Annotated in this window: 20 protein-coding genes; 10 read left to right on the top strand and 10 right to left on the bottom strand. The window is 75.3% G+C overall.

What is annotated here, in order from left to right; all coding sequences use genetic code 11:
• Nucleotides 1-94: 94 nt before the first annotated feature.
• Nucleotides 95-871 carry a DsbA family protein gene (locus tag Sdia_RS11345; protein WP_100453127.1) on the top strand — a complete coding sequence of 259 codons (777 nt, stop codon included), beginning with the start codon at nucleotides 95-97 and terminating at the stop codon, nucleotides 869-871.
• Nucleotides 872-987: 116 nt separating this feature from the next.
• Nucleotides 988-1,941 carry a prolipoprotein diacylglyceryl transferase gene (gene lgt / locus Sdia_RS11350; RefSeq protein WP_189399759.1) on the top strand — a complete coding sequence of 318 codons (954 nt, stop codon included), beginning with the start codon at nucleotides 988-990 and terminating at the stop codon, nucleotides 1,939-1,941.
• Between the two features lie 76 nt (nucleotides 1,942-2,017).
• On the opposite strand, the gene Sdia_RS11355 is transcribed toward lgt, so the two are convergent.
• The 7 genes from Sdia_RS11355 to Sdia_RS11385 are packed head-to-tail and all read right to left on the bottom strand — an operon-like array spanning nucleotide 2,018 to nucleotide 9,861.
• On the bottom strand, nucleotides 2,018-2,887 hold the full coding sequence (locus Sdia_RS11355) for an HpcH/HpaI aldolase/citrate lyase family protein (RefSeq protein WP_185392912.1): 870 nt from the start codon (nucleotides 2,885-2,887) through the stop codon (nucleotides 2,018-2,020).
• Nucleotides 2,884-4,116 carry a CaiB/BaiF CoA transferase family protein gene (locus Sdia_RS11360; RefSeq protein ID WP_189499974.1) on the bottom strand — a complete coding sequence of 411 codons (1,233 nt, stop codon included), beginning with the start codon at nucleotides 4,114-4,116 and terminating at the stop codon, nucleotides 2,884-2,886. The genes Sdia_RS11355 and Sdia_RS11360 overlap by 4 nt, the downstream gene beginning before the upstream one ends.
• Nucleotides 4,113-4,967, bottom strand: a complete 855-nt coding sequence (locus Sdia_RS11365) for a PfkB family carbohydrate kinase (protein WP_115068597.1) — start codon at nucleotides 4,965-4,967, stop codon at nucleotides 4,113-4,115. Before Sdia_RS11365 ends, Sdia_RS11360 begins: the two co-directional genes overlap by 4 nt.
• Nucleotides 4,964-6,340, bottom strand: a complete 1,377-nt coding sequence (locus tag Sdia_RS11370; protein WP_185392910.1) for an ADP-ribosylglycohydrolase family protein — start codon at nucleotides 6,338-6,340, stop codon at nucleotides 4,964-4,966. The genes Sdia_RS11365 and Sdia_RS11370 overlap by 4 nt, the downstream gene beginning before the upstream one ends.
• Nucleotides 6,337-7,512, bottom strand: coding sequence for an ADP-ribosylglycohydrolase family protein (locus tag Sdia_RS11375; protein WP_189499975.1), 1,176 nt, complete (start codon nucleotides 7,510-7,512; stop codon nucleotides 6,337-6,339). The genes Sdia_RS11370 and Sdia_RS11375 overlap by 4 nt, the downstream gene beginning before the upstream one ends.
• A 7-nt stretch (nucleotides 7,513-7,519) precedes the next feature.
• Nucleotides 7,520-8,716: an ADP-ribosylglycohydrolase family protein gene (locus tag Sdia_RS11380; RefSeq protein ID WP_115068595.1), complete on the bottom strand. Its 1,197-nt coding sequence runs from the start codon at nucleotides 8,714-8,716 to the stop codon at nucleotides 7,520-7,522.
• Nucleotides 8,713-9,861 carry an ADP-ribosylglycohydrolase family protein gene (locus Sdia_RS11385; protein WP_207205715.1) on the bottom strand — a complete coding sequence of 383 codons (1,149 nt, stop codon included), beginning with the start codon at nucleotides 9,859-9,861 and terminating at the stop codon, nucleotides 8,713-8,715. The genes Sdia_RS11380 and Sdia_RS11385 overlap by 4 nt, the downstream gene beginning before the upstream one ends.
• Before the next feature lie 377 nt (nucleotides 9,862-10,238).
• On the opposite strand from Sdia_RS11385, the gene Sdia_RS11390 reads away from it, so the two are divergent.
• From Sdia_RS11390 to Sdia_RS11400, 3 genes are all read left to right on the top strand, one after another.
• Nucleotides 10,239-10,970, top strand: coding sequence for a VIT1/CCC1 transporter family protein (locus tag Sdia_RS11390; protein ID WP_100453134.1), 732 nt, complete (start codon nucleotides 10,239-10,241; stop codon nucleotides 10,968-10,970).
• Between the two features lie 292 nt (nucleotides 10,971-11,262).
• Entirely contained in the window at nucleotides 11,263-15,873 is a 4,611-nt protein-coding gene (gltB, locus tag Sdia_RS11395; RefSeq protein ID WP_189499976.1) for a glutamate synthase large subunit, read from the top strand.
• Nucleotides 15,866-17,326 carry a glutamate synthase subunit beta gene (locus Sdia_RS11400; RefSeq protein ID WP_189499977.1) on the top strand — a complete coding sequence of 487 codons (1,461 nt, stop codon included), beginning with the start codon at nucleotides 15,866-15,868 and terminating at the stop codon, nucleotides 17,324-17,326. The genes gltB and Sdia_RS11400 overlap by 8 nt, the downstream gene beginning before the upstream one ends.
• Before the next feature lie 172 nt (nucleotides 17,327-17,498).
• On the opposite strand, the gene Sdia_RS11405 is transcribed toward Sdia_RS11400, so the two are convergent.
• Nucleotides 17,499-18,422, bottom strand: a complete 924-nt coding sequence (locus tag Sdia_RS11405) for a chitosanase (RefSeq protein WP_189399767.1) — start codon at nucleotides 18,420-18,422, stop codon at nucleotides 17,499-17,501.
• 327 nt (nucleotides 18,423-18,749) lie between these two features.
• Here Sdia_RS11405 and Sdia_RS11410 point away from each other — a divergent pair, with 327 nt between their 5' ends.
• Together Sdia_RS11410 and Sdia_RS11415 are read left to right on the top strand one after the other, a co-directional pair.
• The gene (locus tag Sdia_RS11410; protein ID WP_003947520.1) at nucleotides 18,750-18,953 is read left to right on the top strand and encodes a cold-shock protein; all 204 of its coding nucleotides are present in this window, start codon (nucleotides 18,750-18,752) and stop codon (nucleotides 18,951-18,953) included.
• A gap of 94 nt (nucleotides 18,954-19,047) precedes the next feature.
• Nucleotides 19,048-20,760, top strand: a complete 1,713-nt coding sequence (locus tag Sdia_RS11415; RefSeq protein ID WP_100453138.1) for a DEAD/DEAH box helicase — start codon at nucleotides 19,048-19,050, stop codon at nucleotides 20,758-20,760.
• 445 nt (nucleotides 20,761-21,205) lie between these two features.
• Here the strand turns inward: Sdia_RS11415 and Sdia_RS11420 are convergent, their stop codons facing one another.
• Nucleotides 21,206-22,720, bottom strand: coding sequence for an ankyrin repeat domain-containing protein (locus tag Sdia_RS11420; RefSeq protein WP_189399769.1), 1,515 nt, complete (start codon nucleotides 22,718-22,720; stop codon nucleotides 21,206-21,208).
• A gap of 131 nt (nucleotides 22,721-22,851) precedes the next feature.
• Between Sdia_RS11420 and Sdia_RS11425 the strand changes: the two genes are divergently transcribed.
• Complete coding sequence (locus Sdia_RS11425; RefSeq protein WP_100453140.1) at nucleotides 22,852-23,229, top strand: chorismate mutase; 378 nt, start codon at nucleotides 22,852-22,854, stop codon at nucleotides 23,227-23,229.
• A gap of 75 nt (nucleotides 23,230-23,304) precedes the next feature.
• Here Sdia_RS11425 and Sdia_RS11430 read toward each other — a convergent pair whose 3' ends face one another.
• The gene (locus tag Sdia_RS11430) at nucleotides 23,305-23,496 is read right to left on the bottom strand and encodes a CsbD family protein (protein WP_100453141.1); all 192 of its coding nucleotides are present in this window, start codon (nucleotides 23,494-23,496) and stop codon (nucleotides 23,305-23,307) included.
• Between the two features lie 158 nt (nucleotides 23,497-23,654).
• Between Sdia_RS11430 and Sdia_RS11435 the strand changes: the two genes are divergently transcribed.
• On the top strand, nucleotides 23,655-24,350 hold the full coding sequence (locus Sdia_RS11435; RefSeq protein ID WP_100453385.1) for an HAD family hydrolase: 696 nt from the start codon (nucleotides 23,655-23,657) through the stop codon (nucleotides 24,348-24,350).
• A gap of 32 nt (nucleotides 24,351-24,382) precedes the next feature.
• Nucleotides 24,383-25,126, top strand: coding sequence for a Clp protease N-terminal domain-containing protein (locus Sdia_RS11440; RefSeq protein ID WP_189499978.1), 744 nt, complete (start codon nucleotides 24,383-24,385; stop codon nucleotides 25,124-25,126).
• The last annotated feature ends 12 nt before the right edge of the window (nucleotides 25,127-25,138 follow it).

Below are 25,138 nucleotides of genomic sequence, written 5' to 3' on the forward strand. Positions count from 1 at the left end.
CGGCGTTCGCACGCCCGGCGCGTTCCCTCACCCGAAGGGGTGGACCTCGACCCGGACCGGCGCATACGCGCCGGTCCGGGTCGTTTGTCCGGACGTGAGTGAGAAGAACCGTGAGGGAAAGCGTGCCGCCCGCGAGCGGCTGAAGGCCGAGCGCGCCAAGGAAGAGGCGCGGAACAAGCGCCGCCGGGGGCTGGTGGTCGGCGGCGCGGTGGTGGGTGTGCTCGCCCTGGCCGCCGCCGTCGGCGTCATCGCGGCCAACGCGGGCAGGACCGAGAAGCAGGCGGGACCGGTCGTCGCCCCGAAGGGCGCCGCCGGCGAGGACGGCCTCGCCATCCCCGTCGGTGACGCCTCTGCCAAGTCCACCCTGGTCATCTGGGAGGACTTCCGCTGCCCGGCCTGCGCCAACTTCGAGAACACCTACCGTTCGACCATCCACGAGCTGACCGAGAAGGGGCTGCTGAAGGTCGAGTACCACCTCGCCACCCTGATCGACGGCAACATGCGCGGCGAGGGCTCGCACCGCGCCGCCAACGCCGCGGTCTGCGCGCAGGACGCCGGGAAGTTCCCCGAGTACCACGACGTCCTCTTCGCCAACCAGCCGCTGGAGACCGAGGACGACTTCGGCAGCAACGACCGGCTGCTGGAGCTGGCCGGGAAGGTCGACGGCCTGGTCACCCCCGCCTTCCGCTCCTGCGTCGAGGACGGTGAGCACGACGCGTGGGTGGCCGAGTCGGACAAGGCCTTCCAGAAGGGCAACTTCCCCGGCACCCCGACCGTGCTGCTCAACGGCGAGAGCGTCTTCGGAGACCAGAAGAACCCCCTCACCCCCGCCAAGCTCAGGCAACTGGTGGAGGAGGAGGCCGGGGCCTGACCCGGGGCCGGCAGCCGCCCCCGGCGCCGCACGGGGGAAGCGCCGGCCCCGTTATGGAGCCGTTGCCCGGCCGGGGACCCCGTCCCCGCGCCGGGCACGGTAGCGTCGGGTCTGCCATGGACCTTGCCTATATCCCCAGCCCCTCGCACGGTGTGCTCTACCTGGGCCCCGTACCGTTGCGCGGCTACGCGTTCTGCATCATCATCGGCGTCTTCGTGGCCGTCTGGTACGGCAACCGGAGGTGGGTCGCGCGGGGCGGCCGCTCCGGCACCGTCGCCGACATCGCCGTGTGGGCGGTGCCCTTCGGCCTCGTCGGCGGACGGCTCTACCACGTCATCACCGACTACCAGCTCTACTTCGGTGAGGGCCGCGACTGGGTGGACGCCTTCAAGATCTGGGAGGGCGGCCTCGGCATCTGGGGCGCCATCGCGCTCGGTGCCGTCGGCGCCTGGATCGGCTGCCGCCGCCGCGGCATCCCGCTCCCGGCCTACGCCGACGCCCTCGCCCCCGGCATCGCCCTCGCCCAGGCCATCGGCCGTTGGGGCAACTGGTTCAACCAGGAGCTCTACGGCCGCGCCACCGACCTGCCCTGGGCGGTGAAGATCACCAGCGTCGACGGCGGCCGGGTCCCCGGCACCTACCACCCGACCTTCCTCTACGAGTCGCTGTGGTGCGTCGGCGTCGCCCTCCTGGTGATCTGGGCCGACCGCCGCTTCAAGCTCGGCCACGGCCGAGCCTTCGCCCTGTACGTCGCCTCCTACTGCGCCGGGCGCGCCTGGATCGAGTACATGCGGGTCGACGAGGCCCACCACATCCTCGGCCTGCGGCTCAACGTCTGGACGGCGCTCATCGTCCTCGTCCTGGCCATCGCCTACATCGTGGTCTCGGCGCGGCTGCGCCCCGGCCGCGAGGAGATCGTCGAGCCGGCCGCGGCCGAGGACGACGGGATCACCGGCTCCGGCGACCAGGACGCCGACTCCGCCGGCACCGAGTCCGCCGACACCGCCGCGGCAGGCGCGGGCAGCGGCAAGGGCCCCCGCAAGAGTCCGGGGAAGACCGGCAAGGACTGACCCGGACCGACCTGCCGAAGGCCGCCGCCTCCCCCGAGGAAGCGGCGGCCTTCGCCGTCGCAGGGGCCCGCGCGGCTCAGCCCCGGCGCGCCCCCAGCGCCAGCGTGCGCCGGGCCGCCGCGACCACCGCCGCGTCCACGAACCGGCCGTCGGGGAGGGCCTGCGCCCCCGCCTCGGCGGCGGCCGCCGCGACGATCTCCTCGGCCGCGGCCACCTCGGCCGGCCGCGGCAGGTAGGCCCGTTCGATCACCGGGAGCTGGCGCGGGTGGATCGCCGCCCGCCCCAGGAAGCCCAGCGCCCGCCCCCGCGCGCAGGAGGCCGCGAGCCCCGCCTCGTCCCGGACGTCCGGGTGGACCGACTGCACCGGCGCGTCCAGTCCCGCCGCCCGGCACGCCACCACCACCCGGCCGCGCGCCCAGTCCAGCCCCGCCTCCTCCCGCATCCCGAGGTCGGCCCGCAGGTCGGCCTCGCCCAGCGCCAGCCCCCGCACCGCCGGATGGGACCGGGCCACCGCGTAGGCCCGCTCGACGCCGAGCGCCGACTCCAGGAGCGCCCACAGCGGCGGCACCCGGAGACCGGCGCCCGACCCGTCGGCCTCCCGGGGCAGCGCCGCCAGCTCCGCGTACGCCACCACGTCCTGCGGCGAGGCGACCTTCGGCAGCCGGAGCCCGCCCAGCCCCGGCAGCCCGGCCAGCGCCCGTGCGTCCGCCTGGCCCCAGGCGCCGGCCAGCGGGTTGACGCGGACGTGGACCGGCACCGGCTGCGGCGCCGAGAGCAGTTCGGCCGTGGCCCGGCGGGCGTACTCCTTGCGGCCGGGCGCGACGGCGTCCTCCAGGTCGACGAGGACCACGTCCGCGCCCGAGCAGAGCGCCTTCGCGACGGTGTCGGGCCGGTCCCCGGGCGCGTAGAGCCAGGTCAGCCAAGGTCCGGCCGGGCCGGCGCTCATACCGCGCCCGCCGCCCGCAGTGCCGCCACCTCGGCCGGGGCGTACCCGGCCTCGGTGAGCACCGCGTCGGTGTCGGCGCCGTGGGCCCGGCCGCTCCAGCGGATCGCGCCGGGGGTGCCGGTCAGCCGGAACAGCACGTTCTGCATCCGCAGCGGCCCGAGGTCGGGGTCGTCGACCTCGGCGAGGGTGCCGAGCGCCGCGTACTGCGGATCGGTCATCACCTCCCGCACGTCCTGCACGGGCGCCGCCGCCGCCTCCGCCTTGTCGAAGGCGGCCAGCACGTCCTCCCGGGGGTGCCGGGCGATCCAGGAGCCGACCGCCTCGTCCAGCTCGTCGGCGTGGGCCGCCCGGCCCGCGCCGTCCGCGAACCACGCCTCCTCGGCCAGCTCGGGCCGCCCGACCAGCGTCATCACCCGCTCGGCGACGGACTGGGCGGAGGTGGAGACGGCCACCCAGGAACCGTCGGCGGTCCGGTAGGTGTTGCGGGGCGCGTTGTTGACCGAGCGGTTGCCGGTGCGCGGCTGGACGTGGCCGAGCTGGTCGTACCAGAGAGGGTGCGGGCCGAGCGCGGTCAGGATCGGCTCGATGAGGGCGAGATCCACCACCTGGCCCTCACCGGTGCGGTCCCGGCCGGCGAGGGCCGCCATGACCGCGTAGGCGGTCGCGATGCCCGCGATCGAGTCGGCGAGGCCGAACGGCGGCAGCGTCGGCGGCCCGCCCGGCTCCCCGGTGATCGCCGCGAAACCGCTCATCGCCTCCGCCAGCGTCCCGAACCCCGGCCGGTGCGCGTACGGCCCGAACTGGCCGAAGGCCGTCACCCGGGCCAGCACCAGCCGCGGGTTGGCCGCGCTCAGCTCCTGCCAGCCCAGTCCCCAGCGCTCCAGGGTGCCCGGCCGGAAGTTCTCCACCACCACGTCGGCGCCGGACACCAGCCGCAGCAGCGCCTCGCGGCCGCCGCCGGTCGACAGGTCCAGGGTGAGGGTGCGCTTGTTGCGGCCGAGAAGCTTCCACCACAGGCCGTGGCCGTCCCTGGCGGGCCCGTGGCCCCGGGACGGGTCGGGACGGCGCGGATGCTCCACCTTCACCACGTCCGCCCCGAAGTCGCCGAGCAGGGTGGCGGCCAGCGGACCGGCGAAGAGCGTGGCGAGGTCCAGCACCCGCAGCCCGGTCAGCGGACCGTACGCCGTGCCGCCCGCCGGCCGTCCGTCCGCGTCCGGCGCGGTCGTCACGAGGCCACCGCCGCGCAGCGGGCGTCGATCTCGGCCCGGTACGGCGACGAGGCGCCCGCGCCGGGCCGCCCCGCCGACAGAGCGGCCGCCGCCGTGGCCCACTCCAGGGCCGGCGCCATCGGCCGGCCCTCGCCCACGGCCACCGTCAGCGCGGCCGCGAAGACGTCGTCTGCGCCCGCCGCGTCCACCACCCTCACCTCGGGCCCCGGCACCACCGTCGGCTCCCCGCCGCGCACCGCCCACAGGCAGCCCGCCGTCCCCAGCGTCACGACCGCCTCGGGGACCAGCTCCAGCAGCGCGCGCACCGACCGGTACGGCTCGGCGCGCCCGGACAGCGACGCCGCCCCGTCCTCGTCCACGACCAGCAGGCCGGTCGCCGCGAGCAGTTCGTCCGGCGGCGGGCACACCGGTGACGGCGCCAGCACCGTCCGCACCCCCCGCCCGCCCGCGGCCCGGGCGGCCGCGGCCACCCCGGGCAGCGGGGTGTCCGCCGACAGGAGCAGCACGTCGGCGGTGCCGATCAGCGCCGCGTCGGCCGGATGGGTGCCGGTCGGCGCCGCGTCCGCGCCCGGCACCACCACGGCGCGGGAGCCCGCCCGGTCCTGGGCGACCCGGGCGGTGCCGCTCGGCCCCGGAACCGTCCGCAGCAGCTCCACGCCGACGCCCTCACGCACCAGCCCGGCCCGCAGCCGCTCGCCGTACGCACCGGTGCCCACCGCCCCCACCAGCGACACCGCCGCTCCGGCCCGGGCCGCCGCCACCGCCTGCCGCGCGCCCCGGCCGCCCGGCGACCCGTCGGCGCGGGCGCCGGGCTCCTCCTGCACACTGCCGAACACCACGATGTGGGTCATACGGTTCTGGCCTCCTGGAGGGTGAGTGCCGCGAGGGTGTCGAAGCCGACGCCGTCGAACCCGGCGACGGCCGTGCTGAGCCGGTTCTTCAGGGGCGCCGTCCACCGTTCGCCCAGCGCGTCGGGGTGTCCGGCGAGCAGCCCGGCCACCGAACCGGCGGTGGCGCCGTTGGAATCGGTGTCCCAGCCGCCGGAGACCGCCCGGGTCACCGCCCCGGCGAACGCGCCGCCGGAGTGGGTGAGGGCCGCCGCGACCAGCGCCGCGTTCGGCACCACGTGCACCCAGTGGTACCTCCCGTACTCCTCGTGCAGCCGGTCCACCACCGTTGCGAAACCGGCCTCCGCGGAGGCCAGTTCGCGCCCGCGTCGCACCGCCCGGGCCAGCCGCGAGTCGGGCGGGACCACGCCGAGGCCCGCGTCGAGGCACCCGTGCACGTCGCTGCGGCCACCCGCCGCCTCGGCGATCACCGCCGCCGCGAACATCGCCCCGTAGACGCCGTTGCCCGTGTGGGTGAGGACCGCGTCGCGGTGCGCCTGCTCGGCCGCGGCCGCCGGGTCCCCCGGCCGGGTCCAGCCGTGCACGTCGGCCCGGATCAGCGCGCCGATCCACTCCCGGAAGGGGTTGCGCCGCCGGGCGGTCTCCGGCGGCTCCACCCCCGACAGCAGGTTGCGGTAGGCGACCCGCTCGGCGGTGAAGGTCCGCCCGGCCGGCAGCTCGTCCAGCCAGAGCCGCGCCAGGTCGCCGGTGGTGAACTCCCGTCCGTGGCGCCGGATCAGTTCCAGGGCCAGCAGGGAGTGGTCGAGGTCGTCGTCGGGCGGCATCCCGTCGATGTTCTCGGCCAGGGAGTTCTCCGCGCTGCGCCGGTTCCACGGGTGGGCGCGGGCCAGCTCGGACGGCAGCCCGCGCGCGGTGAAGTACCCGGTGAGCGGCCAGTTCCCGGTCGCCCGGGCCAGTTCCCGGATCGCCGCCAGCTCCAGCTTCTCCACCGGCTTGCCGAGCAGACACCCCGCGGCCCGGCCCAGCCACGCCGCGTGCAGCCGGTCGCCGAGGCCGGGAGCGAGGCGGTCAGGGCCCGGCGGCGCGGGCCAGAGCGGACAGGCCGCCCGGATCGCGGTGAAGCCGGTCGGCTCCCGGGTCTCGGTCGAGCGGGGCAACGCGTCGAGCTGGTCGAGGAGTTCCTCCGCGAGTTCCCGCAGCCTGGGCGAGGCGGGCACCGGCGAGGCGCCGCCGCGCCCGGGGGTCTCGGGCCCGCCGGCCGCCAGCCAGCGGGCCCGTGCCTCCGTGGTGTCGCGGCCCTCCTCGTCGCACTGGCGCAGCTCGTGCCCGATCAGGTCCTCCGGCTGCGTCCAGGTGACGCGCAGCGGCGCGTTCACGCGCCCGGCCCCGGGTCCGCGACCGGCCCGCCGGTCAGCGCGGCGAACGCCTCGGCGTGGGACCGGTGCCGGGCCCGGTCCCGGGCGAAGACCTCCCGCGCCACCTCGGCCAGCCGCAGGGCCGGGCCCTGAAGGTCGAGCCTGCTCGCCTGGGCGACCTGCTCGGCCCACTGCCCGGGCACCGATCCCGCGCCGCCGAGCGCGCCCGCCACGGCGCCGCCCATGGTGGCGATCGAGTCGCAGTCCCGCCCGTAGTTGACCGCGCCCAGCACGGTCCGCCGGTAGTCACCCTCGCCCACCACCAGCATCCCGAGCGCCACCGGCAGTTCCTCGATGGCGTGCAGCCGGGAGGGCCGGCGGGCGCCGAGGGAGGGGGCGCGGTAGTCGGGGCCGACCGTGTCGAAGGGGGCGACGGCTCGCCGCAGCGGTTCCAGCGCCGTCTCGAAGTCCCGGTGCTCCGCGGCCACTTCGCAGACCGCCTCGATCGCGGCGCGGGTGCCGTCCTTGGCCAGCGCAAGGCAGGTGCCGACCACCGAGGAGACGGTGGCGCCGGGCGCGCAGGCCGCCGCCACCGCCGCCGCGAACACCCCGGCCGCCTCCCGCCCGTACGAGGACTGGTGCGGTGCCGCCACCTCCAGCGCCTCCGCGTACGCGGCCTCGGGGCGGGCGGCGTTGACCAGGCCGACCGGCGCCATGTACATCGCGGCCCCGCAGTTGACGATGTTCCCCGCGCCCGCCTCGCGCGGGTCGACGTGCCCGTAGTGCACCCGGGCCACCAGCCACTTCTCGGCCAGGAAGACCCGCTGGAGCGGCAGCGCGGACGCCTCCAGCTCCGGGATCCACCGGGGCTCGCCGATCATCCGGGGCACCAGGTGCGTGGCGACGGCGTACGCGTCGAGGTGGTCGCGGACCTCCTCGTACACCTCGATCAGCAGACGGGTCATCAAGGTGTCGTCGGTGACGTGCCCGTCGCCCTTGTGGTACGGCGCGATGGGACGGGCGGTGCGCCACTGATCGTGCCAGGGTCCGACGATGCCGCCGACCCGGCCGCCGTGCCGCCGGCTGATCTGCTCGGGCGTCCAGCCTTCGACGGGGCCGCCCAGCGCGTCGCCGACGGCCGCGCCGACGAGGCTGCCCGTGATCCGGTCGTCCAGGGTCGATGTGAGCGTCATGCCCGAATCATCCCCCCGGAGTGCCTCCGTCCCCCGGTACGAGCCGCCCGGCGAGTTCCACCAGATCGGTCCCGGCCAGCCAGGGCAGCGCACACCCCGACAACGTCCGGCACGCCTGCCGCCAGCTCTCCGGCAGGGCCGAGGGGCCCGCGAGCGCGCCGGTGAGCGCGCCGGTCAGCGCGGGCGCCGAGTCGGCCACCCGGGACAGGCAGGCGGCCGCCGGGACCGCGACCGCCGGGGAGCCGTCCGCCGCCACCGCGAGGGCGAGCGCCACGGGCACCGTCTCGGCGGCGGCGATCCCGTAGCTGTAGACGTGGTCGACGATCCGGTGCTCCAGCAGCGGCACCAGCCCGAACGCGCCGCCGGTGTCGCGGGCCCGCCGGGCGAGGCCGAGCGCCTGCCGGGCATTGCGCCCGATCTCGGTGGCGGCGGGCAACTGGGCGAGGGCGAGCCGGGCCGCCTCCTGGGGCCCGGCGCCTGCGAGCGCACCCGCCAGCGCCGCCGCCATCGCCCGTGCCCCGTGCACGCCGTCACCGTCCTGGGTGTAGCGGGCGTCGAACTCGGCGAGGTCGGCGGCGGCCGCCGGATCACCCGGACGGGCCAGTGCGAGCACACAGGCCCGGACGCAGGCGGCGTCGTCGAAGTAGTGCGGGTTGTCGTGGCCGGTGGCGGGCGGGCCGAGGCCCGCCGCGAGGTTGCCGAGCCCCGCGCGGACCGAGATGCGGGCCCGCAGCGGCAGCACCGCCGACTCGACCTCGGGGGCGTCGGCGGACGCCTCGGCCACCTCGGCGGCCAGCCGCCGCCAGGCGGCGTCGACGGCGGCCCGCACCCCGCCGGCGAGGGCCGCCCCGGCCACCAGGTTCAGCGCGGTGAAGGCGGCCCACTCGGCGTCGTCGGAGGGGCCGAGCCGCAGCGGTTCGGGCGGCTGGTTGAGGGCGATCGGCACCGGCAGGGTCGTGGTCGCGTTCTCCTCGGCGAAGGTGTCCAGCTCCCGGGTGAGCCGCCGGGTCCAGCGTGGCATCCGGGCCGCCCGGTGCCGGGCGGCGGGCCAGCCCGCGGCGTCCCCCGCGGCGAGGCCCAGCAGCGTCGCCTCGACGCGGGCGGCCAGGTCGGGACCGGCGGCGGCAGGAGCCGGCAGGGGAGCGGCGGTGACGGCGGGCAGGGCTTCGCCGGGCTCGGGGGCGGGCCCCTCCAGCGGGCTCACGGCCGGGCTCCGGCCGGGGTGCGGCCGGCCGCCGGCTCTGGGGCGGGCCCGGTCGAAGCGCGCGCGCCGAGCCGCCGCAGCGCCCGGTCGGCGCGGCCCGCGAGCGCCTCCTCGGGCAGGTCGGGGCAGTGTCCGACGGGGGAGTGGCGGGCCGGTTCCTCCGGGTCGGGGGTGAGGAGGTCGGCGACGTCCAGGACGTGCAGGCCCGCCATGGACGGCAGGCAGGAGCCCCGTACCGGCCCGATCCGCGCGGCCCACTCGGCGGGGACCGCCGCCGCCCCGCCCAGCGCCCCGGCGAGTGCCCCGGCCACGGCGGCGGTGGTGTCGGCGTCACGGCCCATGTTGACGGCGGTCAGCACGGCGGCCGGGAAGACCCCGCGGGCGGCGGCCAGCGCCCCGAAGGCGAGGCCGACCGCCTCGGGGGCGAGGTCGGTCCACGGGTAGCCGCCGATCACCACGGCCGAGCGGACCGCCCGCTCGCCCCGGTCGGCGGCGGCCACCGCCCGCCTGAGCGAACGGGCCGTCCACGAGTCGTCGGGGACCACCGACAGGGCGGCGGTCACCACGCCGTCGGTGCTCGCGCCGCCCATCGCCGCCGCGACCCCGGCGGCGACGGCCTGGCCGCCGTAGATGCCCTCGCCCTCGTGGCTGACGCCGCCGTCGACGGCGACCAGCCGGGCCGCCTCCTCGGGCCGGCCCGCCGCGAAGACGCCGAACGGGGCCGCGCGCATCGCCAGGCCGTCGCTCCAGGCGTGCCGGTGCTGGGCGGTGATCGGGGCGGTCAGGCCGCGCCGCAGGTTCTCCAGGGTGCCGCGCTCGCTGAACCCGGCGCCCCGGAACGGCCCCTCGTCGAGGTCGGCGATCCACCGGTGCCAGGCCGCCTCCACCCGGGCGGTGGTCAGCCCCGAGCCGTACCGGGCGAGGAGCAGCCCGGAGAAGATCGCGTACTCGGTGTCGTCGGTCCCGGCCGGGTGCTCGGCGACGTATCCGGTGATGCGGCCCCAGCGGCGGCGGATCTCGGAGGGCTTCAGGTTCTCTGCCGGGGCGCCCAGCGCGTCGCCGACGGCCAGGCCGAGCAGGGCGCCCCGGCCCCGCTCGCGCAGGGCGGCGGGGAGCGGGAGGGTCGGGCGGGTCGGTGCCACCATCGCGGGCCTCTCTGGGACGGGCCGCGCGGACCGGGGACCGGGCCGGCGGGCATCGCGGGCTTCGTGGCCTGTCAGGGACGGCCGCCGCGCCCCGGGTCCTCGCCGGGAGGGCGGGCGTGGCGGCGGGTCCTGGGCGATGTGTGCCACGCGGGCCGCACCCCTGCCGCGCACGGCGCCTGTTTCTCACTCCTTCGGCACCTTCCCGGGGTGCGTACGGCCGCCCGCCGCCAGGTGGCCGGCTGGTCACCGTGCGTACGGAAGCGCAGGTAAGTACGGCCTTCCTTGCTGGCAGGCGGCGATTTTCGAGCGTACTTTCGATCATGTGAGGGCCGGGTGGCACCAGGGACGCCCGGCCGGCGAGAGAGGGGCTCACGGCAGTGGCGTTCATCGACAACGAGGCGGCGCTCCACGGGGCGCACCGGGACAACCACACCCATCGCGACGTCAACGGCGGCTGGCTGCGGCCCGCGGTGTTCGGCGCGATGGACGGCCTGGTCTCCAACCTCGCGCTGATCACGGGCGTGGCCGGCGGCTCGGTGGCGCAGCAGACGATCGTGCTGACCGGCCTGGCGGGGCTCGCCGCCGGCGCGTTCTCGATGGCCGCGGGGGAGTACACCTCGGTCGCCTCCCAGCGGGAGCTGGTCGAGGCGGAGGTCGCCGTGGAGCGCCGTGAGCTGCGCCGGCACCCCCGCGACGAGGAGGCGGAGCTGGCCGGGCTGTACGTCTCGCGCGGCGTCGAGCCGAAGCTCGCCCGCGAGGTGGCGCGGCAGCTCTCGGCCGACCCGGAGCAGGCGCTGGAGATCCACGCCCGCGAGGAACTGGGCGTCGACCCGGGTGACCTGCCCTCGCCGACGGTGGCCGCCGTCTCGTCGTTCGGGGCGTTCGCGGTGGGCGCGCTGCTGCCGGTGCTGCCGTACCTGCTGGGGACGGACGCGCTGTGGCCGTCCGTGGCGCTGGCGCTGGCCGGGCTGTTCGGCTGCGGGGCGCTGGTGGCCCGGGTGACGGCGCGCCCCTGGTGGTTCAGCGGGCTGCGCCAGCTGGCTCTCGGTGCCGCCGCCGCCGGTGTGACGTACCTCCTGGGCAGCCTTTTCGGCGCGAGCCTGGGGTGAGCCGGTATGCGGGAGCCCGCATAGTATTTCGTTACCCGGCGGTTTCAATTGTTTGACGACGGGGCATGAGCCGTACGCGCCGCGGGCAAGGAAGCCCCTCGCGTCCGGACCCGAGGTGTCGAACCGCCGCGCAGGTCCCTCCTGGTCACCCAGCTCCGCGGTGTCCGCATGATGGAACGGGTCATCCGTTTACCGAGATGCGTCTCATCATGTAACTTGCTGAAAATTTCGCAGAGGGCCAACGTCGTCCCTCGGCACCTTGCATATGCCACTGACGACGACGGGAGAGCCGATGCGTACGCCGCGCCAGCCGTCCCAGGCTTCCGTGAGCTCGGCCACCACCGAGTCCGCCTGGTCCCACATGGACGCCCGCCCTGCCCGGCAGGGCCTCTACGACCCGCGCCACGAGCACGACGCCTGCGGTGTCGGATTCGTGGCCACCCTCACGGGCGAGCCGAGCCACACGCTGGTCGACCAGGCACTCACCGTTCTGCGGAACCTGGAACACCGCGGTGCCACCGGCTCCGAGCCCGACTCCGGCGACGGCGCGGGCATCCTCACCCAGGTGCCCGACGCCTTCCTCCGCGAGACCGCCGGCTTCGCCCTCCCCGGGGCGGGCGCCTACGCCGTCGGCATCGCCTTCCTCCCCGAGGAGGGCGCCGAGGAGGCCGCCGCCCGCATCGACACCCTCGCCGCCGAGGAGGGCCTGACCGTCCTCGGCTGGCGCGAGGTCCCGGTCGCCCCCGCCCTGCTCGGCGCCACCGCCCGCGCCACCATGCCCGCCTTCCGGCAGCTCTTCGTCACCGCCGAGGACACCACGGGCCTCGCCCTGGACCGGCTCGCCTTCGTGCTGCGCAAGCGCGCCGAGCGCGAGGCCGGCGTCTACTTCCCCTCGCTCTCCTCGCGGACCCTCGTCTACAAGGGCATGCTGACCACCGGCCAGCTCGAGCCGTTCTTCCCCGACCTCTCCGACCACCGCTTCGCCAGCGCCATCGCCCTGGTCCACTCCCGCTTCTCCACCAACACCTTCCCGAGCTGGCCGCTGGCCCACCCGTACCGGTTCGTGGCCCACAACGGCGAGATCAACACCGTCAAGGGCAACCGCAACTGGATGCGCGCCCGCGAGTCCCAGCTCGCCTCGGAGCTGTTCGGCGGCGGCGACAAGGACCTCTCCCGGATCTTCCCCGTCTGCACCCCCGACGCCTCCGACTCCGCCTCCTTCGACGAGGTCCTCGAACTCCTCCACCTCGGCGGCCGCTCGCTCCCGCACAGCGTGCTGATGATGATTCCGGAAGCGTGGGAGAACCACGCCTCCATGGACGCCTCCCGGCGGGCGTTCTACCAGTACCACGCGGCCATGATGGAACCCTGGGACGGCCCGGCGTGCGTCACCTTCACCGACGGCACCCAGGTCGGCGCGGTCCTCGACCGCAACGGCCTGCGCCCGGGCCGCTACTGGGTCACCGACGACGGCCTCGTCGTCCTCGGCTCCGAGGTCGGCGTGCTCGACGTCGACCCCGCCAAGGTCGTCCGCAAGGGCCGCCTCCAGCCGGGCCGGATGTTCCTCGTCGACACCGCCGAGCACCGCATCATCGAGGACGACGAGATCAAGGGCTCCCTCGCCACCGAGCAGCCCTACCGGGAATGGGTCGAGACCGGCACCATCGAGCTGCACGACCTGCCCGAGCGCGAGCACATCGTCCACACCCACGCCTCGGTCACCCGCCGCCAGCAGACCTTCGGCTACACCGAGGAGGAGCTGCGCGTCATCCTCGCCCCGATGGCCAAGGCCGGCGCCGAGCCGATCGGCTCCATGGGCACCGACACGCCCATCGCCGCGCTCTCCAAGCGCCCCCGGCTCCTCTTCGACTACTTCACCCAGCTCTTCGCGCAGGTCACCAACCCGCCGCTGGACGCCATCCGCGAAGAGCTGGTCACCTCGCTGTACTCGACGCTCGGCCCGCAGGGCAACCTCCTGGAGCCCACCGCGGCCTCCTGCCGGGCCGTCACCCTGCCCTTCCCGGTCATCGACAACGACGAACTCGCCAAGCTCGTCCACATCAACGCCGACGGCGACATGCCCGGCATGAAGGCCGTCACCCTCTCCGGGCTCTACCGCGTCTCCGGCGGCGGCGAGGCCCTCGCCGAGCGCATCGAGGAGATCCGCGCCGAGGCCGACGCCGCCATCGAGGCCGGCGCCCGCCTCATCGTCCTGTCCGACCGGCATTCCGACGCCGAGCACGCGCCGATCCCCTCGCTGCTGCTCACCGCCGCCGTCCACCACCACCTCATCGGCACCAAGCAGCGCACCCAGGTCGGGCTGCTGGTGGAGGCCGGGGACGTCCGCGAGGTCCACCACGTCGCCCTGCTCATCGGCTACGGCGCCGCCGCCGTCAACCCGTACCTCGCCATGGAGTCCGTCGAGGACCTCGTCCGCGCGGGCACCTTCCTGCCCGGCGTCGAGGCCGGGACCGCCATCCGCAACCTCATCCACGCCCTCGGCAAGGGCGTGCTGAAGGTGATGTCCAAGATGGGCATCTCCACCGTCGCCTCCTACCGAGGCGCCCAGGTCTTCGAGGCGGTCGGCCTCCAGGAGGACTTCGTCCGCACCTACTTCTCCGGCACCACCTCCAAGATCGGCGGCGTCGGCATCGACGTCGTCGCCCGTGAGGTCGCCGCCCGCCACGCCAAGGCGTACCCCGCCACCGGCGTCGCCCGCGCCCACCGCGCGCTGGAGATCGGCGGCGAGTACCAGTGGCGCCGCGAGGGCGAACCGCACCTCTTCGACCCGGACACCGTCTTCCGCCTCCAGCACGCCACCCGCAACCGGCGCTACGACGTCTTCAAGCAGTACACCGACCGGGTGAACGAGCAGTCCGAGCGGCTCATGACGCTCCGCGGCCTCTTCGGCATCAAGAGCGACCGGCCCGCCGTCCCCGTCGAGGAGGTCGAGCCGGTCCCGGAGATCGTCAAGCGCTTCTCCACCGGCGCCATGTCGTACGGCTCCATCTCCCAGGAGGCGCACGAGACCCTCGCCATCGCCATGAACCAGCTCGGCGGCAAGTCCAACACCGGCGAGGGCGGCGAGGACGCCGAGCGGCTCCACGACCCGGCCCGCCGCTCCGCCATCAAGCAGGTCGCCTCCGGCCGCTTCGGCGTCACCAGCGAGTACCTGGTCAACGCCGACGACATCCAGATCAAGATGGCCCAGGGCGCCAAGCCCGGCGAGGGCGGCCAGCTCCCCGGCCACAAGGTCTACCCGTGGGTCGCCAGGACCCGGCACTCCACGCCCGGCGTCGGCCTCATCTCGCCGCCCCCGCACCACGACATCTACTCCATCGAGGACCTCGCCCAGCTCATCCACGACCTGAAGAACGCCAACCCGCAGGCCCGGATCCACGTGAAGCTGGTCTCCGAGGTCGGCGTCGGCACCGTCGCCGCCGGTGTCTCCAAGGCCCACGCCGACGTCGTCCTGGTCTCGGGCCACGACGGCGGCACCGGCGCCTCCCCGCTGACCTCCCTCAAGCACGCGGGCGGCCCCTGGGAACTGGGCCTGGCCGAGACGCAGCAGACGCTGCTCCTCAACGGCCTGCGCGACCGCATCGTCGTGCAGACCGACGGCCAGCTCAAGACCGGCCGGGACGTGGTCGTCGCCGCGCTGCTCGGCGCCGAGGAGTTCGGCTTCGCCACCGCGCCGCTGGTCGTCTCCGGCTGCGTCATGATGCGCGTCTGCCACCTGGACACGTGCCCGGTCGGCATCGCCACCCAGAACCCGGTGCTGCGCGAGCGGTTCTCCGGCAAGGCCGAGTTCATCGTCAACTTCTTCGAGTTCATCGCCGAAGAGGTCCGCGAACTCCTCGCCGGGCTGGGCTTCCGCTCCGTGGAGGAGGCCGTCGGCCACGCCGAACTCCTCGACACCGAGCGGGCCGTCGCCCACTGGAAGGCCGAGGGACTCGACCTGGCGCCGCTCTTCCACGTCCCCGACCTGCCCGACGGCGCCGTCCGCCACCGGATCACCGCCCAGGACCACGGCCTGGCGAAGGCGCTCGACAACGAGCTGATCAAGCTCGCCGCCGACGCCCTGTCCGCGCACACCGCCGAGGACGCCCGGCCGGTCCGCGCACGGGTCGCCATCCGCAACATCAACCGCACCGTCGGCACCATGCTCGGCCACGAGGTGACGAAGAAGTTCGGCGGCGCCGGCCTGCCCGACGACACCATCGACCTCACCTTCACCGGCTCCGCCGGCCAGTCCTTCGGCGCCTTCGTCCCGCGCGGCGTCACCCTGCGCCTGGAGGGCGACGCCAACGACTACGTCGGCAAGGGCCTCTCCGGCGGCCGCCTCGTGGTCCGCCCCGACCGCGCCGCCGACCACCTCGCCGAGTACTCGACCATCGCGGGCAACACCATCGGATACGGCGCCACCGGCGGCGAGATCTACCTGCGCGGCCGGACCGGCGAGCGGTTCTGTGTCCGCAACTCCGGCGCCACCGTCGTCTCCGAGGGAGTCGGCGACCACGGCTGCGAGTACATGACCGGCGGCCACGCCGTGATCCTCGGTGAGACCGGCCGCAACTTCGCGGCCGGCATGTCCGGCGGCATCGCCTACGTCATCGACCTCGACCCCGACCGGGTCAACGCCGGCAACGCCGCGGCCGTCGAGGCGCTAGACGACACCGACCGCCGGTGGCTGCACGACGTGGTGCGCCGCCACCGGGAGGAGACCGGCTCCACCGTCGCCGGGAAGCTCCTCGCCGACTGGGAGAACGCGCTGACCCGCTTCAGCAAGATCATCCCGACCACGTACAAGGCAGTGCTCGCCGCCAAGGACGCCGCCGAGCGGGCCGGTCTGACCGAGACCGAGACCACCGAGAAGATGATGGAGGCGGCGACCCATGGCTGACCCGAAGGGCTTTCTCACCACCGGCCGCGAGGTCGCGCGGTCCCGCCCCGTCGAGGAGCGGGTCCGCGACTTCAAGGAGGTTCACGTCCCCGGCTCCCTGCTGCCGATCATCTCCCAGCAGGCGTCCCGGTGCATGGACTGCGGCATCCCGTTCTGCCACAACGGCTGCCCGCTCGGGAACCTCATCCCCGAGTGGAACGACTACGCCTACCGCGAGGACTGGCAGGCCGCCGGCGAGCGGCTGCACGCGACCAACAACTTCCCGGAGTTCACCGGCCGCCTCTGCCCGGCCCCCTGCGAGTCGGCCTGCGTGCTCGGCATCAACCAGCCGCCCGTCACCATCAAGAACGTCGAAGTCTCGATCATCGACAAGGCGTGGGAGAGCGGCACCGTCCTCCCGCAGGCCCCCGAGCGCCTCTCCGGCAAGACCGTCGCCGTGATCGGCTCGGGCCCGGCCGGGCTCGCCGCCGCCCAGCAGCTCACCCGCGCCGGGCACACCGTCGCCGTCTACGAGCGCGCCGACCGTGTCGGAGGCCTCCTGCGGTACGGCATCCCCGAGTTCAAGATGGAGAAGCGGCACATCAACCGCCGCATAGAGCAGATGCGCGCGGAGGGCACCAAGTTCCGCACCGGCGTGGAGATCGGCCGCGACATGCCCGCCGACGCGCTGCGCCGCCGCTACGACGCCGTGGTCGTCGCCGCCGGCGCCACCACCGCCCGCGACCTGCCCGTCCCCGGCCGCGAACTGAACGGCATCCACCAGGCGATGGAGTACCTGCCGCTCTCCAACAAGGTGCAGGAGGGCGACTACGTCTCCCCTCCGATCACCGCCGAGGGCAAGCACGTCGTCGTCATCGGCGGCGGCGACACCGGTGCCGACTGCGTGGGCACCGCCCACCGCCAGGGCGCGGCCTCCGTCACCCAGCTGGAGATCATGCCCCGCCCGGGCGAGGAGCGGAACCCGAACCAGCCCTGGCCGACCTTCCCCATGCTCTACAAGGTCACCTCCGCCCACGAGGAGGGCGGCGAGCGGGTCTACTCCGTCTCCACCACCCACTTCGAGGGCGACGAGAAGGGCGACGTCCAGTGGCTCCACCTCGCCGAGGTCGAGTTCAAGGACGGCAAGCCGGCGCGGAAGCCCGGCACCGAGCGGAAGATCCCGGCCCAGCTGGTCACCCTCGCGATGGGCTTCACCGGCACCGACCAGGAGAACGGCCTCGTCTCCCAGTTCGGTCTGGAACTGGACGCGCGCGGCAACATCGCCCGCGACGACCACTACGAGACCAACGTCCCCGGGGTCTTCGTCGCCGGTGACGCCGGGCGCGGCCAGTCGCTGATCGTCTGGGCCATCGCCGAGGGCCGCTCCGCCGCCCGCGGCGTGGACCGTTTCCTCACCGGCGCCAGCACCTTGCACGCCCCCATCCGGCCGACCGACCGGTCCCTGACCGTCTGACCGGACCGGCCCCCCCCCGCCGCCGACCCGGCGAGGAGGGGCCGGTAGCCTCACCAGGCACCCTCAGCGGTGCCCCCACCTGTTCCGTACAAAGGCGTGCGGATCTGAACGCGGCGCCCGCCCGTCCCCGACCGGACACCTGGCGGGCGCCGCGTGTCTCCCCGGGCCCGGTTCATCCGGCGACGTGGAACCGCTCCCCGTAGATCTCCCAGCTCAGCGGCGTCGAGAGCGTCAGGTTGCCGTTCCGCAGGAAGACCCGCTGGGCGGTGTCGATGCGGGAGGTGTCCCGCTGGAACCGCTTGCCCTCGCGGATCACCGCACGCCGCGCGTCGAGGAACGCCTCCAGGTACGCCCGCTCGTCGCCGCCCGCCGCCTTCGTCTCCGCCTTCTTCAGAGCCGCCGCACGGACGCCGTAGAAACTGTCGGCGCCCTTGCCGGGACCGTGCAGCAGCATCGCGTCGTAGTAGACGAACTGGCCCAGCGTCCCCAGGCCGTCGATCTTCGCCATCCGCACCGCCGGCGCGAAGTACCGCTCGTCGCGCTCCCGCTCCTGTGCCGTCCGGAACGCCGGGACCTCCGCCTCCGCCTCCCACGCCTCGGTGAAGCCCTCCAGCCCCGCCAGGGAGTCCGAGCCGTCCACCTCGCGCAGCGCCGGCAGGTAGCGGGCGAGGCCGTTGTCCGGGTGGTCCTTCGTGTACCGCTCGACCAGGCCCAGCAGATCGTGGGTGCCGGTGCAGAAACCGGCGATGCCCGCCGTGTAGCCGCGCCCGTCCTCCAGGTCCTCGATGTAGCCGTAGAGGGTGCGCCACTTCAGCGTCGAGTTGTCGGCGCTCGCCACCAGCTGGAGGGCCAGCTCCTTCTTGCCGGGCGCGGCGAGGCCGGCGGGCATGGCGGCGATCCGCTCCTCCGTCTCACGGTCCGCCTCGTCGGCGTCGCCGTCCCCGGCCGCGCCGTCGTCCGCACCGCGCGCCGCGGCCGGCGCCGAGGGGCCCGACTCGCCGGGTACGCGGCCCGCGTCGGGGTCCGGGCTGAGGAGGAAGACCGCCGCCGTCGCCAGCGGGGCGAGAGCGAGCACCACACAACCAACACGCTTCATCCGCCCAAGCGTACGGACCCTCACCCGTCCGGCCGACCGCTCCCGGTGATCTTGACCGATCCGGTACGGCGCCCGCGGGCGCCCCGGCCGCGCCGGGCGCCGCTCGCGGCGTCCCGCCGGGAACGGGGCGCACCGTGTTAGGCTGGGAGACGTTGCAGTTGTGGTACCCATGATCCTTATGTGCGCCTGACGAGAACTCGCTCAGGCGCATTATTGTTTCCCGGCCCTCCGGCCTTGCCGGCTCTCCGGTGTGGGGCTCTTTTGTGACACTTCTTCCCGCGGACCCGCGGAAGGAACACCGGCCCCTCAACACCCCAGGGAGTGCATATGGCCACCGGAACCGTGAAGTGGTTCAACGCCGAAAAGGGCTTCGGCTTCATCGAGCAGGACGGCGGCGGCCCCGACGTCTTCGCCCACTACTCCAACATCGCCGGCCGGGGCTTCCGTGAGCTCCTGGAAGGCCAGAAGGTCACCTTCGACGTCACGCAGGGCCAGAAGGGCCTGCAGGCGGAGAACATCGTCGCCGGCTGATTCCAGCCCCGACGCGTACCTCCTGACCGGGGCCCGCACCACGCTCGGTGCGGGCCCCGGTTTGTGCTGTCCCCAGGAAGGCAGAGACCGCCCCATGACTCGATCCGAACGCCCCGACCGCCAGGCAGCGGGGAACCGCGCGGCCCAGGGGAACCCCCAGGCCCGCACCGGCCGCCGGCCCGGCCAGGACTCCGGCGGCAGCCGCCCCGGACGCTCCCGAGGGGGCCGACGGACCGGGCGCCCCGCCACCTCCCGCACCCCCGCCGCCCCGCAGGGCGGCGACTTCGCGCTGCCCGAGACGCGCACCCCGGCCCTCCCGGCCGTGGCCGCCTTCGCCGAGCTCGACCTGCCGCAGCCCCTGCTGGCCGCGCTGGCCGCCGAGGGCATGGCCGAACCGTTCCCCATCCAGGCCGCGACGCTCCCCAACTCGCTGGCCGGACGCGACATCCTCGGCCGGGGCCGCACCGGCTCCGGCAAGACCCTCGCCTTCGGCCTCGCCCTGCTCGCCCGCACCGCCGGACGCCGCGCCGAGGCGGGGGCGCCGCTCGCCCTGGTCCTCGTCCCCACCCGCGAACTGGCCCAGCAGGTCACCGACGCCCTCACGCCGTACGCCAAGGCCCTCGGCCTGCGCATGGCCACCGTCGTCGGCGGGCTCTCGCTCAACAAGCAGGCGAACGCGCTGCGCCGGGGCACCGAGGTCGTCGTCGCCACGCCGGGACGGCTCAAGGACCTCCTGGACCGCGGCGACTGCCGCCTCGACCAGGTCACCGTCAGCGTCCTCGACGAGGCCGACCAGATGACCGACATGGGCTTCATGCCGCAGGTCACCGCGCTCCTGGACCGCACCGACCCCGACGGGCAGCGGATGCTCTTCTCCGCCACCCTGGACCGCAACATCGACCGGCTGGTGCGCGGCTACCTCACCGACCCGGTGGTGCACTCCGTCGACCCCTCGGCGGGCGCCGTCACGACGATGGAGCACCACCTGCTCTACGTCGCCGACGACACCGACAAGAAGGCGGTCGCCCTGCGCATCGCCGCCCGCGACGGCCGCGTGATCATGTTCGTGGACACCAAGCGCTCCGCCGACCGGTTCGCCAAGCGGCTCCTCGCCAACGGAGTGCGCGCCTCCGCGCTGCACGGCGGGCGCTCCCAGCCGCAGCGCAACCGCACCCTGGAGCAGTTCAAGAACGGCCAGGTCACCGCTCTGGTCGCGACCAACGTGGCGGCCCGCGGCATCCACGTCGACGACCTCGACCTGGTCGTCAACGTCGACCCGCCCACCGACCACAAGGACTACCTGCACCGTGGCGGCCGCACCGCCCGCGCGGGGGAGTCCGGCAGCGTCGTCACGCTCGTCCTCCCCGAGGAGAAGCGCGAGATGACCCGCCTGATGTCGGCGGCCCGGATCACGCCGCAGACCGCCCGGGTCAAGTCCAGCGACGAGGAACTCGCCCGCCTCACCGGCGCCCGTGAGCCCTCCGGCGTGCCCGTGACCGTCGAGATCCCGCAGCAGCCCACCGGGCCCAAGGCCAAGTCCGGCGGCCGCTCCCGGCGAGGCCGCTCCGGCGGCCCCCGCTCGGCCACGGCCACCACGACCCGGGGTGCCCAGCCCGGCACGGCCGCCCGCACCGCGAGCACCGGCCGTACCGGCGGCGGCACCGCCCGTGCCGGGGGCGCGGCCCGGGGCGCGGGGCGCGCCGGCGGCGGCTCCGGGCGCGGCAACCCCGCCACCAGGGGCGCGGCCACCGGCGGGGGCGCCCGCCGGGCCAGGGGCGGCGGCCGAGGCTCCGGGGCCGCGGCCTGACCTGACGGGGGAGTGCCGCCGACGCCGCCGGGAGAACCGCCCGGCGGCCGGTCGGAGGCCACTTGCCGCGGCAGCGGCGGGGCCGGTGATCCGGCGCCGCTCGCCCTGCCGCGTGGGGCGTCGCCCGTGGCAGGGCGGCGCTCCGCGCGAGCGGTCAGGGCCTCGTACGGCGAAGTGGGCGCGCACGGGAACGCGCCCGGGGCGCGTGCGCGCGCCGGGCGGGCGCGGGACGGCACCGCCTCGCCCAGCCTCGCGCCGCCGCGCTGCCCCCGGGCCGAGGGGCACGGTGACACCCGCTGCTCCCGCTCGTCATCACCGGTTCGTCGCTCGCCGGGCGGGCCGTCCGCGGGTGCGGGGAACGTCCAGGTCCGCGAGCCGTGGCGGAGCGCCCCGTACCCGTGCTCGTACCCGTGCGCCGACCCTCCGGCAGCCGGGCCGCGCCCGGTCAGGTCAGCGGCAGCACCCCCTCCAGCCGTCGCCGTACCGCCGGGTCGGTGAGCTGCTCCACGGTTTCCTCGGCCCGCTCGCGGACCGCCGAGCCCTCCGGCTCGGTCGTCAGGAGCAGGGCCAGCGCCTCCTCCGCCCGGGTGCCGGCGCCCCGCCGGACCAGGCCCGCCGCCGCCTCGGCGACCGTCGCCGGATCCTCGTCGGCCAGCCGGGCCGCCAGCGCCTCGCGTACCTCGGTGGTGTCCGAGGCCAGGGCCGCCAGCGCGGTCACCGCCCACTCCCGCACCCGCGGCCACGCGTCCGCCGACAGTGCCGCGAGGACGCCCGTGCCGCGCGCGTCGCCGGCGGGGACCAGCCCGAACAAGGCCCTGGCCGCCGCCTCGCGCACCTCCGCGGCGGGATGTCCGGCCGCGGCGTACAGCTCGGGCAGCGCCCCGGGGTCACCGTGGTGGCCGAGGCCGGACACCACCGCCGCCAGCAACTGGGCGTCGACCGGCTCGCGCGCCAGCTCCCGCAGCAGCGGCACCACCCGGGGCGTCAGCCGGCCCACGCCGAGCCGCCCCAGCACCTCCACCGCGAACAGCGCCTCCGGCGAGCCGGGCGCCTCGCCGAGCCGTGCGGCCGCCGCCGAGAAGGTCTCCTCGTCGCCCCGCCCGCTCAGCACGCGCGCCGGCTCCCGCCAGTCGTCGTGCCACGGCTCCCCGCGCCCGAGCGCGCGGGCACTCAGCTCCTCGTAGGAGGCCGCCCGGCCCAGCTCCTCCTCCAGCACCGTGGCGACGGCCGCGTGCGAGGTGAACCGCTCCAGGCCCGCCCCCGGGTCGCCGTCCCGCAGCAGTACCACCGCCAGCAGCGTCGTCGAGCCGCGCCGCACCTCCCGGACGACCACCTCCACCTCGCCCGCCGGCTCCTCGTCCCCGCCGGCCGCCACCAGTTCCTCCCGCAGCCGGTCCGCGAGCCGCGCCGACCACCGCAGCGCCTCCTCCAGCGCCTGTTCCCGGCCCTGCGCCCCGTGCTCCAGCAGCACCCGGACCGTCTCCAGCGACCCCTGCCGGGCCGCCCGCACCAGCGGCGGATCGCCCCGGCCGGCCACCGGGCCGGCCCCCGCCTCCAGCAGCGCGGCCGCCGTGGCGGCGTGCCCGCCCTCGGCCGCCCGTACCAGCGCGGTGGGACCGGGCTCGTCGGCGCCGCCCGGGTCGGCACCCGCCGTGATCAGTGCCCGCACCACCTCGGTGCGGCCCCAGCAGGCGGCCCCGCACAGGGGCAGTTCGCCCTCGGCCGTGCGCCGGTCCGGGTCCGCGCCCGCCGCCAGCAGCAGTCGCACGAGCGGGGCGCGTCCGGCCACCGCCGCGCTGTGCAGCGCCGTACCGCCCCCGCCGTCGTCGGCCTCCGGGCTCACCCCGGCGCCGAGCAGCGCGGCCACCAGGTCCTCGTCGGCCTCGTACAGCGCCGAGAAGAGTTCCTCGGCGGCGCTGTTCGCCGTGTCCGTGCCGTGTTCCGCGTACGTCTCGCCCATGAGCCGACGATCCCCGCAGCGGGCTCGCGCCGCAACGCCAGTTCCGCGGTCGCGGCCGGTGCGGGCGGGGTGCCGTCCCACTCCTCGGGCAGCCCCTCCGGAGCGGCCCGGCCCGCGTAGGCTGATGGACCATGACCCCCAGCAACACCGGAACGGGCCGCTCCGGCGCGGGCGGCACGGCTGTCCTCGCCGAACTCCAGCGGCTTCGCGAGAGCATCGACAACATCGACGCCGCCGTCGTGCACATGCTCGCCGAGCGGTTCAAGTGCACCCAGCAGGTCGGCCACCTCAAGGCCGAGCACCAGCTCCCCCCGGCCGACCCGGAACGCGAGGCGCAGCAGATCGCCCGGCTGCGCACCCTCGCCGGGAGCGCCCACCTGGACCCGGCGTTCGCCGAGAAGCTGCTCAACTTCATCGTCGCCGAGGTCATCCGCCACCACGAGCGCATCGCGGACGAGGTGGTGGGCGGCGAGGAGGGCCCGGCCGAAGCGGCTCCGACGGCCGGCTGACCCACCCGGCCCCGGACACCGGCGAGGCCGGTCCCTGCAACGGGGACCGGCCTCGCCTCGGACGCGCCAGGGACGTCAGTGGCGGTCGTCGCCCTTCATGGAGTCACCGATGCCCTTGGCACGCTCGCGGAGCTGGTCCGCGGTGTCCTTGGCGTCGCCCTTGGCCTGGTCCGTCTTGCCCTCGGACTCGGAGCGGCGGTCGCCGGTGACCTTGCCGACGGCCTCCTTGGCCTTGCCCTTCATCTTGTCCATAGCGGACTCGCCCATGGCGGACTTCCTCTCGTCAAGCGGGACATTCCACCTCCAGGGTGCGGCCGCCCGGCCCGTGCCGCACGGCGAGCGGGCCGCCCGTGGGGCACCGCGGCTCCCGCCCGCACCGGGCGCGGCTCCCGGCGGCCCGCCACGCGGCGCCTATGCTCGGCCGCATGATGCGCGCGGTCGTCCTCGACGTCGGTGAGTGCCTGGTGGACGAGACCCGCCGGTGCGCGGCGTGGGCCGACCGGCTGGGCGTCCCCCCGCACACCTTCTCGGCCGTCCTCGGCGCCGTGCGCGCCGCCGGTGGCGGGTTCGAGGACGCCTGCGCGGTGGTCCGCCCCGGCTTCGACGCCTCGGCCGGCCGGGCGGCCCGCGCCGAGGCGGGCGCACCGCAGGACACGTACACCGAGGCGGACCTGTACGCCGACGTGCGCCCCGCGCTGGCCGCGCTGCGCGCCGACGGGCTGATGGTGGGCGTCGCGGACAACCTGACGGCGCACGGCGCGGACATGCTGCGCGGACTGCTCGCCGAGGAGATCGAGCTGGTCGCCGCGTCGGAGGAGTGGGGCGCGGCCAAGCCCGACCCGGCCTTCTTCCGGCGGCTGGCGGGAAGCCTGCCGTTCGCGCCGGGGGAGATCCTGTACGTCGGCGACCGGTGGCCGTACGACATCCGGCCCGCCGCCGAGGCCGGGCTGCGCACCGCGCTGGTGCGGCGCGGTCCGTGGGCGGTGCTCGACTGGGAGTCCGAGGAGGCCCGTACGCTGCCCGACTTCCGGATCGGCGGCCTGCTGGAGCTCTCCGGCCTGATCCTCAACGCCAACGCTGGGGGCGCCGGGACCTCCGCCCAGTCGTCAACCGAAGGTTGACGATTCCCTGCGCGTCAACTTAAGGTTGACGCATGTCGGAATTCAGCAGGCCCCCGCAGTCCGCACGCCTCGACGACCTCATCGAGGCCATCAAGAGCAGCCACACCGACCCCCTCGACCGGCTCTCCGGAGCCGTCGTCGTCGCCGAACACCTCGGCGACGTCGCCGACCACCTCATCGGCCACTTCGTCGACCAGGCCCGCCGCTCCGGCGCCTCCTGGACCGAGATCGGCACCGGACTCGGCGTCACCAAACAGGCCGCCCAGAAGCGATTCGTCCCCAAGGGCAGCGGCGACCTCGACCCCAAGGACGGCTTCAGCCGCTTCACCCCCCGCGCCCGCAACGCCGTCGTCGCCGCCCAGGAAGCCGCCCGCACCGCCGGCCAGCCCCACATCGGCCCCGGCCACCTCGCCCTCGGCCTCCTCGCCGACCCCGACTCCGTCGCCGCCCACCTCCTCGCCGGACAGGGCATCACCACCGAGGCCCTGCGCACCGCCGTCACCGCCGGCGAACAGCCGCCCGCCGACACCCTCCCCGACCTCATCCCCTACGACGCCGCCGCCCGCAAAGCCCTTGAACTCACCTTCCGCGTCGCCCTGCGCCTCGGCCACAACTACATCGGCACCGAACACCTCCTCCTCGCCCTCCTCGAACACGAGAACCTCACGGGAGGCGGCCCCCTCACCACCCTCGGCGCCGACCCCGAAGCCGCCGAGACCGAGATCGTCCGCGCCATCAGCGCCCTGCTCGACACCCCGGCCGACCAGCCCGGCTGACCCACGCCCCAC

The organism is Streptomyces diastaticus subsp. diastaticus, assembly GCF_011170125.1.
In the GTDB taxonomy this organism is placed as follows: Bacteria; Actinomycetota; Actinomycetes; order Streptomycetales; family Streptomycetaceae; genus Streptomyces; species Streptomyces diastaticus.